14 protein-coding genes are annotated in these 14,022 nt (G+C 67.5%); 12 read left to right on the top strand and 2 right to left on the bottom strand.

Annotated features, from left to right (window positions below; genetic code table 11):
* Positions 1-61: 61 nt before the first annotated feature.
* Positions 62-850 carry a tyrosine-protein phosphatase gene (locus YM304_RS19015; protein WP_162142118.1) on the top strand — a complete coding sequence of 263 codons (789 nt, stop codon included), beginning with the start codon at positions 62-64 and terminating at the stop codon, positions 848-850.
* A 26-nt stretch (positions 851-876) separates the two neighbouring features.
* Here YM304_RS19015 and YM304_RS19010 read toward each other — a convergent pair whose 3' ends face one another.
* Both YM304_RS19010 and YM304_RS25595 read right to left on the bottom strand, forming a co-directional pair.
* A complete protein-coding gene (locus YM304_RS19010) occupies positions 877-1,278 on the bottom strand; it encodes a hypothetical protein (protein ID WP_015443355.1) in 402 nt (133 codons plus the stop codon).
* A gap of 17 nt (positions 1,279-1,295) precedes the next feature.
* Positions 1,296-2,198 (bottom strand): peptidylprolyl isomerase, encoded by a 903-nt coding sequence (locus YM304_RS25595; protein ID WP_015443354.1) that lies wholly within the window; start codon positions 2,196-2,198, stop codon positions 1,296-1,298.
* Positions 2,199-2,296: 98 nt separating this feature from the next.
* On the opposite strand from YM304_RS25595, the gene YM304_RS24360 reads away from it, so the two are divergent.
* From YM304_RS24360 to YM304_RS18955, 11 genes are all read left to right on the top strand, one after another.
* Positions 2,297-2,539 carry a MoaD/ThiS family protein gene (locus YM304_RS24360; protein WP_015443353.1) on the top strand — a complete coding sequence of 81 codons (243 nt, stop codon included), beginning with the start codon at positions 2,297-2,299 and terminating at the stop codon, positions 2,537-2,539.
* Positions 2,536-3,045, top strand: coding sequence for an RsiG family protein (locus YM304_RS19000; RefSeq protein WP_015443352.1), 510 nt, complete (start codon positions 2,536-2,538; stop codon positions 3,043-3,045). The genes YM304_RS24360 and YM304_RS19000 overlap by 4 nt, the downstream gene beginning before the upstream one ends.
* Positions 3,046-3,164: 119 nt before the next feature.
* Positions 3,165-4,403, top strand: a complete 1,239-nt coding sequence (locus tag YM304_RS18995; protein WP_015443351.1) for a glycosyltransferase — start codon at positions 3,165-3,167, stop codon at positions 4,401-4,403.
* The gene (locus YM304_RS18990; RefSeq protein ID WP_015443350.1) at positions 4,400-4,864 is read left to right on the top strand and encodes a YbjN domain-containing protein; all 465 of its coding nucleotides are present in this window, start codon (positions 4,400-4,402) and stop codon (positions 4,862-4,864) included. Before YM304_RS18995 ends, YM304_RS18990 begins: the two co-directional genes overlap by 4 nt.
* 146 nt (positions 4,865-5,010) lie before the next feature.
* Positions 5,011-5,796 (top strand): pyrroline-5-carboxylate reductase, encoded by a 786-nt coding sequence (gene proC / locus YM304_RS18985; RefSeq protein ID WP_015443349.1) that lies wholly within the window; start codon positions 5,011-5,013, stop codon positions 5,794-5,796.
* A gap of 242 nt (positions 5,797-6,038) precedes the next feature.
* Positions 6,039-6,929, top strand: coding sequence for an SAM hydrolase/SAM-dependent halogenase family protein (locus YM304_RS18980; protein WP_015443348.1), 891 nt, complete (start codon positions 6,039-6,041; stop codon positions 6,927-6,929).
* Between the two features lie 707 nt (positions 6,930-7,636).
* Complete coding sequence (locus YM304_RS18975) at positions 7,637-8,341, top strand: redox-sensing transcriptional repressor Rex (protein ID WP_015443347.1); 705 nt, start codon at positions 7,637-7,639, stop codon at positions 8,339-8,341.
* A gap of 12 nt (positions 8,342-8,353) precedes the next feature.
* Positions 8,354-9,613 carry a glutamyl-tRNA reductase gene (locus tag YM304_RS18970; protein ID WP_015443346.1) on the top strand — a complete coding sequence of 420 codons (1,260 nt, stop codon included), beginning with the start codon at positions 8,354-8,356 and terminating at the stop codon, positions 9,611-9,613.
* A complete protein-coding gene (gene hemC, locus YM304_RS18965) occupies positions 9,610-10,560 on the top strand; it encodes a hydroxymethylbilane synthase (protein ID WP_083908477.1) in 951 nt (316 codons plus the stop codon). The genes YM304_RS18970 and hemC overlap by 4 nt, the downstream gene beginning before the upstream one ends.
* Positions 10,550-11,305: a uroporphyrinogen-III synthase gene (locus YM304_RS18960; RefSeq protein WP_015443344.1), complete on the top strand. Its 756-nt coding sequence runs from the start codon at positions 10,550-10,552 to the stop codon at positions 11,303-11,305. The genes hemC and YM304_RS18960 overlap by 11 nt, the downstream gene beginning before the upstream one ends.
* A 53-nt stretch (positions 11,306-11,358) precedes the next feature.
* On the top strand, positions 11,359-13,851 hold the full coding sequence (locus tag YM304_RS18955; protein ID WP_015443343.1) for a choice-of-anchor D domain-containing protein: 2,493 nt from the start codon (positions 11,359-11,361) through the stop codon (positions 13,849-13,851).
* Positions 13,852-14,022: the final 171 nt, after the last annotated feature.

The raw sequence follows: 14,022 nt of genomic DNA, 5'->3' as shown, positions 1-14,022 counted from the left end.
TTCACCGCCCGTTCACCTGCAGGAGACACCTCGTTCGTTACCGTTCGATGACATGTCATCCGTGACCGCTCTGTCCCTCTCCGAGATCGTCGACGACTCGCGCCGACTCGTGTCGTTCGAATCGGTGCACAACTTCCGTGACCTCGGTGGCTACGAGCTCGGCGACGGTCGCACCATCGGATGGGGTCGGCTGTTCCGCGCCGACGGGCTGTACCGCCTCACCGACGACGACCTCGACATCATGGACGCCCTCGGCATTCGCACGGTCATCGACCTCCGCTCGTCGGGCGAGGTCGACTCGCACGGTCGGTACCCGGTCGAGAAGCACCCGGTGGCGTTCCACCACCTGCCGATCATCGACGCCACGTGGATGCAGGACGAAGTGCCCGAGTTCACCGACGACGAGCAGGGCGGTATCGACTTCCTCGTCTGGGCGTACCGCGACATGCTCGCCAAGGGCGCCGATCGGTTCGCCCACGCCATCCGCCTGCTCGCGATCCCGCAGGCTGCGCCTGCCGTGTTCCACTGCGCCGCCGGCAAGGACCGCACCGGCATCATGGCCGCGCTCATCCTCGCCGGCCTCGGCGTCGACGAGGAGATCGTCGCGGCCGACTACGGCCTCACCGCGGCAGCGATGGACCGGATGCGGGCCTGGGTGCTGGCGAACCATCCGGAGATGGCAGACCAGATGGGCGAGACGCCGTCGTTCATGCTGGCCGCTCGGCCCGAGGCGATCCGTCAGATCATGCTCGATCTCCGGACCGAGCACGGTTCGGTGCGTGACTTCCTGAGTGCGATCGGCGTGGGTACCGCGCAACTCGACGCGCTCGCCGACGCCCTCACCCTCTGACCGTCACGCCATCGCGGTTCCGCGTCTCAGACGTCGAACGGAGTCGGCGCCAGGTCGGGTGCAACCCAGCGGGTGCGCGCATCGGAGCCGAACAGGCACTCGCGTGACCAGTGGGCGAGCGGCGCGCTCGTCTGACAACGCGGCGCGTCGAGCACCGCCGAGATCTCATCGGCGCGGAGGCTGGCGACCGCTCCGACGAAGTAGCGAGTGAGTGTTTCGTGATAGCCCGACGTGGTCGTGTTCTCGACGCCGGTCGACTCGTTGTACGACCGGATCGCGCCGCGGAGGAACTCGACGGTCTCGCTGGTGGTTCTCGTCGCGAGCGCAGCCCAGCACACGCGAAGGTGCGCCTCGTGTGTCCACTCCGACTTCGGGAGCGAGCGATCGCAGAACGCGTCGATGACCCGCTGGGTGACCGCGTCGAGCATCGCGTGAGCGCCCGGGGTCAGGCGGCGGCGGTGTCGATGTGGACGTCGATCAGATCGACCGGCGCGGTCGGTGTACCGCTTCCGTCGGCCGAACCGCGAGCGTTCATCTGCGCAACGATGTCGAGACCTTCGTCGGAGATCTGCCCGAAGAGGCTGTACGCCGGGGGCAGTGCCACGCCGTTGTCGCCGGTGATGATGAAGAACTGGCTGCCCTGGGTGTCGGGGCCGCTGTTCGCCATGGCGAGCGATCCGATCTGGTACTCGCCGGCTTCGGGCAGTTCGTCGTTGGTCGTGTAGCCGGGGCCGCCCGTACCGGTCGCCGTCGGGTCGCCGCACTGCACGACGAACTCCTGGATGATGCGGTGACACGTGGTGTCGTTGAAGTAGTTGTTGCGAGCCAGGAACACGAAGCTGTTGACCGTGTTGGGGGCCTTCACCTGGTCGAGGGCGATCTCGACGACGCCGACGTTCGTCGTGACGACGGCCGTGTAGGCGATGTCGGGGTCGAGGCACATCGGCGGCGCCTCGTCGAACGTCTGGGTCTGCTCGTCGGTGCCTTCGGCGGCGGGGCAGCCTTCGGGGATGACCTCGGTGTCGACGATCGACTGCGCGGGGACCTCGACCGGCTGGGCCGGCTCGGTGACCGGTGCGGCGGTCTCGGGCGGAGTGGTCGGCTCGGGTGCGACGCTGTCGTCGGTCGCTGCGGCGTCGTCGAGCACCTCGGTGGTGTCGTCGTTGCCGTTGTCGTCGTCGTCGCCGAGGAACTGCCCGGCCAGGAACACGAGGCCGAACACGGCGATGATGGCGCCGCCGACGATCACCGCGATGCGGGTCGTGCGGGCGCGCTTGGCCTGCTGCAACAGCTCTTGCTCGCGCTGAGCCTTGTTTGCCTTCTGACGTTCTCGTTTAGCGGTTCCCACAGTGCGCTGAGGATATCGGTGCGCGAGGGCTGCGACGGGGCACCTCGCCAACCCGACTCGTTGCCCAGCCGGAGACCTCGTGCTTGTAGATTGAGCGTGTGGCCAGAGTTCGTCTGTTTGCGTCGGCCCGCGAAGCGGCCGGAACCGGAACCGACGTCATCGACGGTGCCACGGTGCATGACGTCCTGCGTTCGGCGGAGGAACGCTACGGTGAGCACTTCACAGCGGTGCTTTCTACCTGTCGTATCTGGGTGAACGGCGACGATGTAACACCTGAGACCGAGATCGGACCGAACGACGAACTGGCGGTGCTCCCGCCCGTTTCCGGAGGAGCAACATGAGCGACGACAACACCAACACCACCGAATCAGGTGCTCCCGATCCCAAGGCGCTGTCGCTCGACGAGCTGCGCGCGCTGCGGACCGAACTCCAGCAGCAGGACGACGTCGTGTCGTACGCTCGCCGTGTCGCGCAGGCGCGCGTCGACCTGGTCAAGTCAGAGATGGCTCGCCGAGACGACACCGGCACCGTGAGCGACGAGGTCACCGAAGTCCTGTCGCAGCATCTCACCGGCGGCCCGGGCCGCCCGCCGCGCCCCGCCGAAGACCTCAGCGACAACACGCTCTCGGCCGAGCTCGACTCGATCTGTTCGAAGCTCGGTTTCGGCCGGATCGAAGACCTCACCGAAGACGAACTCGCCACACTGGCCGAGGGCATCGAGGAATTCGAACGCCGGGTGTCGCAGGACCGTCGTCAGCGTTTCGACCTGCTCGATGCACTGTCGGCCGAACTCGTTCGCCGCTACCGCGACGGCGAGGCCGACGTCGACTCGCTGCTCAACAACTGAGCAGACCGAGCCGACGGGTCGCCACAACGCACCGTTCGTGACCCCCGTGTCGTTCGAGACGTCGGCAAGCGATGGTTCCCGACGAGACGTGAGCACCGAGATGATGAGAGCATCGAAGCATGACGGCTGAACCGATTCGTCGCGTCGCGGTCATCTCGCTGCACACGTCGCCACTGCTGCAACCCGGCTCGGGCGACAGCGGCGGGATGAACGTCTACGTGCGCGAACTGATGTCGTCGCTGTCGCAGACCGGTGTCGAGTGCGTCACGTTCACGCGCGCCGATCGTGAAGACCTGCCCGCCGAGGTGTTCGTCGAGCCCAACCATCGGGTCGTCCACATCGAAGCCGGCCCGCACCACCTGCCGAAGGAAGCGCTGCCCGAGATCTCCGACCAGTTCTGTCACGGCGTGATGGAGTGGTTCCGCGCCAACGGGGCACCCGACGTGATCCACGGCAACTACTGGCTGAGCGGCGTCGTCGGCCACCACCTCAAGCACGAGCTCGGGGTGCCGTTCGTGTCGACTTTCCACACGCTCGCTCGTGTCAAGGCCGAAGGCGGTGACCCCGAACCGGTGTGGAGGGATCGAGCCGAGGCGGAGATCATCAAGTGCTCCGACGCCATCTGCGTCAGTTGCGTCGAAGAGGAAGAGCAGTTCCGCCGTCTGTACGGCGACCCGAACGGGCACATCGAGATCATCGCGCCAGGCGTCGAACAGGCGCTGTTCGCTCCCGGTGCTCAGGCCGGGGCTCGCCACGCGCTCGGCGAGGACCCGGACGTGCCGGTGCTGCTGTTCGTCGGTCGCATCCAGCCGCTCAAGGGGCCCGATGTCGCGATCCGAGCGCTGTGGCGACTGCACCAGGCCGGTCGCAGCACCGCCCGTCTGTTGATCGTCGGTGGCGCGAGCGGCCACGAAGGCGATCTCGAGACCGAACGCGCGCACTCGCTCGTCGACGAACTCGGCTTGCACGAGCACGTCGAGTTCATCTCGCCGCAACCGCATCACATCCTGTCGACCTACTACCGGGCCGCTGATGTGGTCATCGTCCCCAGCCGTAGCGAGAGCTTCGGGCTCGTCGCGCTCGAAGCGATGGCGTGTGGCATTCCGGTCGTCGCGAGCGCGGTCGGCGGACTGCAGAGCCTGGTCGACGACGGTGTCACCGGTCGTCTCATCGACGGCCGCAACCCGCTCGACTTCGCGGCGGCGATCGGCGAGATCCTCAACGACGACGAAGTCCGCATCTCGATGGGCAAGGCCGCCGTCGAGAAGGCCAGCACCTACACGTGGGCGGCAGCGGCGGCCCGACTGGCGGCGCTCTACGACGACATCGCGTCGCGGCCGATGGTGCAGTGCCGATGAGCGACGCCCTCGACCCCGCGCAGCTCGCCGAGCTCGAACGATCGATCGACGGGTGGCTCGCCGAGTTGCTGAACGAGTACGACCACATCGCGGCGGTCGACCGCGACGAGGGCGATGTGATCCGCTGGTACGTGCGCATGATCGGCGAGGAGAAGGACTTCACCACGGTGTGGATGACGTTGGGGCAGCGAACGCTCCGCTACGAGACCTACGTCATGCCTGCGCCGGAAGAGAACGAGCGGGCGTTGTACGAGAACCTGCTGCGTCGCAACGAGAAGCTCACCGGCGTGCACTTCTCGATCGGTGGTGAGGACGCCGTGTTCCTGCGCGGCGAGATGGCGACCCACCTGGTCGACAAAGACGACATCGACCGCATCCTCGGAACGGTCTACGCGACCGTCGAGCAGTGTTTCCGGTCGCTGTTGGCGATCGGGTTCGCGTCGAAGTTCTCCGGCAACTGATTTCCCTTTCGCGTTCTTGGTCACCCACTGGACGACTGCCCGGGTGGGCGCGTTCGGGGGAGTCGGTTCCTCAGCGCCCACCCGGTCACCCACGCCGGCTCGGTCTGCTCATCGCGGTCGGCGAGGACGGGGAGTAGTTTCGACTCGTGGAACATGACGTGGTGATGGTCGGCGGCGGCAACATGGGAGCCGCGTTGCTCGGGGGGATGATCGAGTCGGGTCGCTTCGATCCGGAGCGGCTCGCGGTGGTCGAGCTCCTCGAGGCGAGACGCGCCCAGCTGCCCGGCATCGTTCCCGGCGTGGCGGTCGTCGACACGATGCCCTCGTGCTCCGCCGCGGTGATCGCCGTGAAGCCGGCCGACGTCCCGGCCGCCGTTGCCGCCGCGGTCGCGCAGGGAGCGGCGCGGATCCTGTCGATCGCGGCCGGGGTCACGCTCGCCACGCTCGAAGCGGCTGCCGGCTCCGGCGTCGCAGTCATCCGAGCGATGCCGAACACGCCGGCACTGGTCGGACGAGGCGCCGCGGCGATCGCTGGTGGTGCCACGGCCGGTGACGCCGACCTGGAGTGGGCCGAACAGATCCTGGGATCGGTCGGCATCGTCGAGCGACTCGACGAGCCGCTCCTCGACGCGTTCACGGGCGTCGCCGGTTCGGGCCCGGCGTACGTCTTCTTGGTGGCCGAAGCGCTGACCGCCGCCGCCGAGGCGGAGGGCATCCCGCACGAGATGGCGGTGCGCGTCGTCAACCAGTTGCTCCTCGGTTCGTCGACGCTGCTGGCTCGTGACGGCGACGCCGAGCAACTGCGGATCAACGTGACGTCACCGAACGGGACGACGGCGGCCGGGTTGGCCCGCCTCGATGCTCGTGACGTGCGCGGCGCGTTCGCCGATGCGGTGCGCGCGGCGACCGAACGCAGCCGCGAACTCGGCTGAATTTTCCGACCACTCACCGCGCGATGTCCCAGGTGACAGCGTCGATCGGACGGTCAGCGCCGCAAATTTTGCACGTGCCCCTTTTCACATGTCGGTTTTGCCCGTAGATTGCTGTGCGTGGAGACGCGTTCGCCGGAGACGGTGATCAGCGCCGACCAAGGGCTGGTGCCATCGGGGGGTTGGCACCGGCCCTTGTCGCGTCCGGGGGTCGAGTGATCTGATCCGAGTAGCGTCGGGGACGCATGGCGCGCCGTTACGACACCATCTCGTTCCTGTCCGACTACGGAACCGACGACGAGTTCGTCGGGGTGGTCAAGTCGGTGATCCGCGATCTCGCTCCGCACGCGACCGTGATCGATCTCACGCACGGCGTTGCGCCGTTCGATGTGCGCGCCGGGTCGCTCGCGCTCGCGCGTTGCATCAGTTACGTCGCGTCGGGTGTGGTGGTGGCGGCGGTCGATCCGGGTGTCGGCACGGAGCGTCGCGGTGTGGCGATCGAGGTGGCCGGTGGCGAAGGGGTGCTGGTGGGGCCTGACAACGGCGTGCTGGCGCCGGCGGTCGCGATGGCCGGCGGCGCGGGGCGGGCGATCTCGTTGACGAACGAGGAGTATCAACTCGTCGCTCCGGGTGCGACGTTCGACGGCCGTGACGTCTTTGCTCCGGCTGCTGCTCATCTCTGCAACGGTGTCGATCTCGCCGAACTCGGTGATCCGGTCGACGCCGATCTGCTGATGCCGGGCGTGGTGCCGCTGCCGCAGGCCGACGACGAGAAGGTGATCGCGCAGGTGTTGTGGGTCGATCGTTTCGGCAACGCTCAACTCAATGTCGGGGTCGACGATCTGGCGGCGACGTTCGGTGATCGGGTCTCGGTGCGGTTCAGTGCTCCGACCGATCCGTCTGGTGGCACGACGCGCAGCGCGCAGCGGGTGTCGTCGTTCGCGGCGGTGTCGACGGGTGCGGTCGGTCTCGTGGTCGATGCGAACGGGATGTTGTCGGTGGTGATGAATCAGCGCTCGGCGGCTGCGGATCTCGGCGTCGATGTGGGGGATCAGGTGACGCTCACGCCGGCGTCCGACGAGGACGAGGCTCCGGCGGCGCAAGCCGTGACGATCGGGCCGACACCGAGCCGATAGCGTCGCGTCCGATGCGCCCCGCAACCACCCTCACGCTCGGCCTGCTGCTCGCAGCGATCCTGATCGCCGGCATCCTCTCCCTCCTCCGCCTCTAGAACGCCCAGCCCCGACAAGTAACTCGGCGTCGGTGACGATGAGGGTTTGCGGGCAGTGAGTGTGCGGTGAGCCATCGACAAGGCGTATCGGTGAGCCACCGACAGGGCGAAGGGTGATCGACCAACTAGTTGTGGTTGTGGCCGGCGCCGTGAGCGCCAGCGAGCAAGCCTGGCGTCGGTGGCGATGAGAGTTTGCGGGCAGTGAGTGTGCGGTGAGCCACCGACAAGGAGTCGCGGCCGGCGCCGTGAGCGCCAGCGAGCAAGCCTGGTGTCGGTGGCGATGAGAGTTTGCGGGCAGTGAGTGTGCGGTGAGCCACCGACAAGGAGTCGCGGCCGGCGCCGTGAGCGCCAGCGAGCAAGCCTGGTGTCGGTGGCGATGAGAGTGGGCGGGCAGTGAGTGTGCGGTGAGCCACCGACAAGACGTAACGGTGAGCCATCGACAAGGAGTCGCGGCCGGCGCCGTGAGCGCCAGCGAGCAAGCCTTGGCGTCGGTGGCGATGAGGGTGGGCGGGCAGTGAGTGTGCGGTGAGCCACCGACAAGGCATTACGGTGCCGAAAAGCACACCGCTCAGCTTGTGAAAGCGTGCACATGCGTCGTAGCGTGGCCATCTCATGGCTGGTCAGCGTTCACGTCGTCGGATTCCCGAAGCGACCGTGGCGCGTCTGCCCGTGTATCTCCAGCTCCTGACCGATCAGTTCGAGCTCGAGGTGTCGAACATCTCGTCCGAGGAGTTGGCGGAACTGGCGGGGGTCAATGCGGCCAAGGTTCGCAAGGATCTGTCGTATCTGGGCTCGTACGGCACGCGTGGTGTCGGGTACGAGGTGGAGTTCTTGATCTACCAGATCAAGCGTGAACTGGGTTTGACGCACGACTGGCTGGTCGTCATCGTCGGTGCCGGCAACCTGGGTCAGGCGCTTGCCGGTCACGGCGGGTTCACCGAGCGTGGATTCCCGGTGGGCGGCATCGTCGACATCGACGACGCGAAGGTCGGTTCGTTGATCGGCGGTGTGCGTGTGCGCCATGTGAAGGATCTCAACCAGGTGGTGCAGGCGCGCAACATCTCGATCGGTGTGATCGCCACTCCTGGTCCGGCTGCGCAGGATGCTGCTGATGCGCTCGTCGCTGCTGGTGTGACCAGCATCTTGAACTTCGCTCCGAACCTGATCACGGCGCCGCACGGGGTGAGTGTTCGCAAGGTCGATCTCGCCGTCGAGTTGCAGATCTTGAGCTACCACGAGCAGCGCCGGGCCAACGCTCGTGCTGCCACGACCCTGCAGTCGGTGCCCGGCAATGGTCGCCGGGGAGCGTCGGCGTAGGCTGGTCGGGCAATGTCCATTCTCGTCGTCGGTGTCAACCATCGCAGCGGTCCGCTGCCGTTGCTCGAACGACTGACGATCGCGCCCGACGATCTGGGCAAAGCCGTCGCCGGGCTCGCGATGCGCGACAGCATCCGTGAAGCGGTGGTGTTGTCGACGTGCAATCGCACCGAGATCTATGTCGTCGCCGAACTCTTCCACGGTGCGTACGCCGATGTGCGTGACTTCCTGTGCGAGTTGGGTGACATCGATCGTGACGAGCTGACGAAGCATCTGTTCAGCGAGCACGATGCTGCGGCGGTCACGCACTTGTTCGAAGTTGCTGCGGGTCTCGATTCGGCGGTGCTCGGCGAGTCGGAGATCCTCGGTCAGGTGCGCACGGCTTGGGAGGTCGCGCAGGCCGAGTCGGCTGCCCGCACCACGCTCAACCTTCTGTTCCGTTCGGCGATCGAGACGGGCAAGCGTGCCCGCAACGAAACGGCGATCGGTCGGGGCACGGCATCGGTCAGCCATGCGGCTGTCGAGATGTTGCACGACGTCGTGGGCGACATCGCCGACAAGCGTGTCGTCGTGGTCGGTGCCGGTTCGATGGGCGAAGGCGTGGCCATCGCGCTGCGCAAGGCCGGTGGCGCTCAGATCACGGTGGTCAACCGTTCGCCCGAACGCGGTGCCGCACTGGCCGAGCGGGTCGAGGGCACCGCCGTCGGGTTCGACGCGTTGCCGTCGTCGCTCGCCGAAGCCGATGTCGTCATCGCCGGTACGGGTTCTGGTGAGCCGCTCATCACCGAGCCGCTCGTCACCGCTGCTCGGGCGGGGTCGACGTCGGAGTTGCACGTGTTCGACATCGGTCTGCCGCGTGACGTCGAAGCGTCGGTTGCCGATCTCGGTGGCGTCACTGCGTTCGATCTCGACGACCTGCGTGACTGGGCCGATCGTGGCCGTTCGAATCGTGAGCTCGAAGCCGAGAACGTTCGGGCGATCGTGCGCGAGGAGGTCGAGAACTTCGGTGTGGAGTCGACCGCTCGCCAGGCCGCACCGCTGGTCGCGTCGATGCACGTCGCTGCCGAAGCGGTTCGTGTGAGCGAGCTCGAACGGTATGCGTTGCGTCTCGCCGGTCTCGACGACAGCGAACGCAAGGCGGTCGAGGCGTTGACCAAGGCCATCATCAACAAGATGCTCCACGAGCCGTCGGTCAGGCTCAAGTCGCAGGCGGGTACGCCCCAGGGCGACCGCAACGCGGCCGCGATCCGCGATCTCTTCGACCTCGGTTGAGCGAGACGGACGGCAACGTGCCCGACACGGCTCCTCTTCGCATCGCCACCCGAAGCTCGCAGCAGGCCTCGACGCAGGCGGGTGCGGTCGCCTCGGCGCTGACGGCAGCGACCGGTCGCCCGGTCGAGCTCGTCTTCGTCGACACGGTCGGTGATCGGACGCAGGCCGACAACGTGCCGCTGCACTCGATCGGTGGGCAGGGTGTGTTCGTCAAGGAAGTGCAGAACGCCGTGCTCGACGGGCGTGCCGATCTGGCGGTGCACTCCGCGAAGGACCTCACGTCCGACACCACGCCCGGTCTGCGTCTGGCGGCGTTCACCGAACGGCGGGACGCTCACGACGTGTTGGTCGGCGCAACGCTCGACGAACTTCCGCTCGGAGCCTTGGTCGCGACCGGTTCGGTGCGTCGCAGGGCGCAGTTGGCGGCGGTGCGACCCGACCTCGAGTTCGCCGAGTTGCGCGGCAACATCGGTACCCGCCTGTCGAAGGTGCCCGATGGCGGTGCGATCGTCATGGCCAAGGCGGCGCTGCTCATCCTCGAGCTGACCGAGCACATCGCCGAGGAGCTCTCGTTGTCGGAGTTCGTCCCGGCCGTGGGCCAGGGCTGTGTGGCGATCGAGTGTCGCGTCGACGACGACGACACCCGGCGAGCGCTGGCGACGATCGATCACGCGCCGACGCGGCGTGCCGTCGAGATCGAGCGCGCGTTCCTGTCCGAGCTCGGTTCGGGCTGTTCGCTCCCGGTGGCCGGTCACGTCCGCGGGTCGGGGCTCGACATCTTCGTCGCCGATCCCGAACGTTCGACGTCGGTCCGTCATCGGGTCGAGTTGCGTTCGCACCCCGACGGACACGAGTCGGTCGATGCCGACCTCGCCGCCGCTCGTCAGGGCGCGCGAGATGCGATGGCATCGCTGGCCGGGCAGGTTGCTTCGGGCGATGGAGCCTGATCGTCCGCTTCTCGGTTGTCGTGTCGTGGTCACCCGCGACGAACCCGGAGAACTCGGTCGCCTCCTGCTCGCGGCCGGCGCCGAGATCGTGCACGTTCCGCTCATCGAGATCGTCGAACCCGTCGACGGTGGGGCCGAACTACGTGCCACGCTCGACGACCTCGCGCGTTTCGACTGGCTGATCGTCACGTCGCCTGCGGGTGCGCTGCGGGTCGGCGAGGCCGCGGCCGATCACCCGCATCTGCGTCTGGCCTCGGTCGGCACCGCCACCGCGTCGCGGCTCGCTGAGCTCGCCGGGCGGCCGGTCGAACTCGTCCCGAAGCGACAGTTGGCCGAGTCGCTCGCCGCCGCGTTCGTCGAGTCGCAGCGCAACACGTCGCAACGGGTGCTGCTCGCGCTCGCCGACCGAGCGGGCACCGACCTCGCGCGGACCCTGCGCGATGCCGGGCACGACGTGACGAGCGTGGTCGCCTACCGGACCTTGCTCAGAGCGCCGTCGGCCGACGATCTGCAGCGAGTCGCCGACGCCGACGCGGTGGCGTTCGCGAGCGGTTCGGCCGCCGAGAGTTGGGCGACGTCGATGTCGGCCGACGCGCTGCCCGAACTGGTGGTGGCGATCGGTCCGACGACTGCGGCAACAGCTCGTCAGTTCGGCCTCAAGATCTCGTCTGTTGCTGCCGATCACTCTCTCGAAGGATTGGTGCGCGAACTCGCGGTGCGCTGGCGTCAGGCCAGGTCATCGTGATGGACGGCACCGATATCTGGCAGACTTTCCGCCGAACGACGAAAGGGTGAGACGTGAGTAGACGTGGCAGCAGCAAGCACATGCTCGCCGCTTCCTCTGCCGTGCTCGCAGCAGCGATGCTGCTCGGCGCGGGCGCTGGCGGTGTCGGCGCGCGTCCCACCATCCAACTGCTGCAGGCCGACGAGGCCGACGTCGTCGACACCACGGGTGTCACGATCGCCTCCGACTCCTTCGGGGTCGGCGACATCGCCGGTGCACATCCGACCGTGTCGGGCGACGGCCGCTACGTCGTGTTCCAGGGCTCCCCGCGGGCCGAAGTCGACGAGGCGGGTGAGGTGGTCGGTGAGGCCGACGGCCGTCTCTCCACCGTGTATCTCACCGATCGCGAGACGGGCGAGACCACCGAGATCAGTCCTGTTCCCGAGGGCCTGCGCCCCGGCAACTCGGTCTTCCCCGTCATCTCCGGTGACGGTTGCGTCGCGGTGATCGTGACCGAGATCCAACTCGACGTGTTCCGCGACGACGACACCGGCTCACGCTGGGACGTGTACCGCTCGGCGCTCCCGCACTGCGGCGGCTCGATCGGCGACTGGGAACTCATCTCCACCCGTGACGACAGCGGTGGCCTGGCTCGCGACGACGTCGTGGTGGCGCCGGCAGCGGTCAACCGCTCGGCGACGCTCATCGCGTACACGCACCCAGCCGACCATCTCTACGAGGCCGGCGGCGTCAACACGGTGTCGCTGGTCGATCTCGCGGTGTCGGTCACCGACCCCGATCGCTCTCGCGTCGTGGCCGGCATGCCCGCCGACACGCCGAACACCGTCTTCACCCACCAGGGCATCGACCAGCCGGTCATCTCCGACGACGGTACGCATCTGGCCTACCGGTCCGACGCGACGTCATCCGATGCGGTGCCGGGCTGGGGTACCGGTCTCGTCGACGGCGGGCCGGCCACCACGCAGGTCTTCCTGTGGAACCTCCTCGAGCCCGACCCGTTCCTGGCGGTGCAACTCGTGTCGGCCGTGCCCGACGGATCGCCTGCAGTGGGCGGAGCCGCAAGCCCCGACATCTCGCGTGACGGCACGATGGTGACCTTCACGTCGTCCGACACCACCCTCGTGCCAGCGCAGTACCCGACGTGTACCGAGGCGTGCCCGACACAGGTCTTCCTCCTCGACCGCGACAGCAACGACGACGGCGTCGTCGATGCCGACGACGTCGGTGAGCTCAGCCTGATCAGTTCGATCGCCGGCAGTGACCCGCTCGTGGCCGGCACCGCGCCGTCGTCGCAGCCGTCGATCTCGGCCGACGGTCAGCTCGTCGCCTTCGTGTCGAAGGCGACGAACCTGCAACTCATCCAGTCACCGGGCATCGGTGGTGGCGACGACGGTGAGATCCTCGTCGCCGAACTCGACCGAGGCGCACTCACGCGCATCACGACCGGCGTCGATGGCGTCGTGCCCACGCCGGGTGTCCACGCTCACCCCGACCTCAGCGACACCGGACGCACCACGGTCTACGACAGTTCGGCAGCGACCGATCTGCTCGGCGATGCCGCCCTCGGTGGTCGACAGATCATCGCGAAGTCGTCGCCGCCCTCCCTCTCGCTCGCCGACGCGAACCTCGGCACCACGATCGTCGGCTTGAAGAGCGACGAGTGGTACGTGGCGGTCCTCAACGACGGCCCCGCCACCTTCCAGCCCGCCGAAGTGTCGATCGACAACGCCCAGTTCGAGCTCATTCCCGACAAGAGCACGTGCACGCTCGGGGCGTCGGTTCCGGCCGGGGGAAGCTGCACTGTGGCGCTCGCGTACACCCCGTCGCGAACCGGTTCGACCAGCGGTGTGCTCACCGTGTCGGAGGTCGGCTTCGACGCCGTCGAGACCTCGGCGGTCATCTCCGGATCGGGTGGCGAGCCGGCGTTGCGCATCGAGCCGGGTGGCATCGACTTCCCGCCGGTCACCGTCGGCGAAGCCGGTATCGAGCTGCAGGTCGACGTGTCGAACATCTCGATCATTCCGACCGAGGTCGTCTCGTTCGACATCTCGGGCGAGCACGCCAGCGACTTCGTCGTCTACAGCAACAACTGCATCGATCGTCCGCTCAACCCTCGGGCCTACTGCAGCGTCGGCGTGGTCTTCATTCCGACCGACGCCGGCCGCCGCACCGCCCTCCTCGAGCTCACCACCACGTCCGGTCAGGTGACCACGGCGATCATCGCCGGTGACGGTGAGTTTGCTCCCGTCGTCGAACTCGACGTGACCGAGATCGAAGCGGGCCGGGAGTTCATGGCGAGCGGGTCGCAGTACCCGGCCAACACCGAAGTCACCGTGGTGTTCGGCGACGGTCCGAGTTCCGCGATCACCACCGTGACCGACGAGACCGGTCACTTCTCGGTCCCCGTCCCGGTCGCCACGACCGAGCGTGGAGGCTCTCGCACCATCGTGGTGCAGACCACGTCGGGCGCTGCAGCGAGCGCTCCGGTCGAAGTGATCGAAGCCGACCAGCAGTGGGTCGGCATGCCAGGCTTCGGCCTCGGCTGACCCCGCACCACCCGCCCAGGGCTCCTTCTGCCCAGGCTCGATGTGGTCGCGTGGGGGTGATTTTTGCCCAGGCTCGATGTGTTCGCGTGGGGGTGATTTTTGCCCAGGCTCGATGTGTTCGCGTGGGGGTGATTTCTGCCCAGGCTCGTTGTGTTCGCGGGAGGGTGATTT

Source organism: Ilumatobacter coccineus YM16-304 (genome assembly GCF_000348785.1).
Taxonomy (GTDB): Bacteria; Actinomycetota; Acidimicrobiia; order Acidimicrobiales; family Ilumatobacteraceae; genus Ilumatobacter_A; species Ilumatobacter_A coccineus.
Note: the sequence above shows the minus strand (reverse complement) of the source record. Positions and strands in the feature narration are given on the sequence as shown.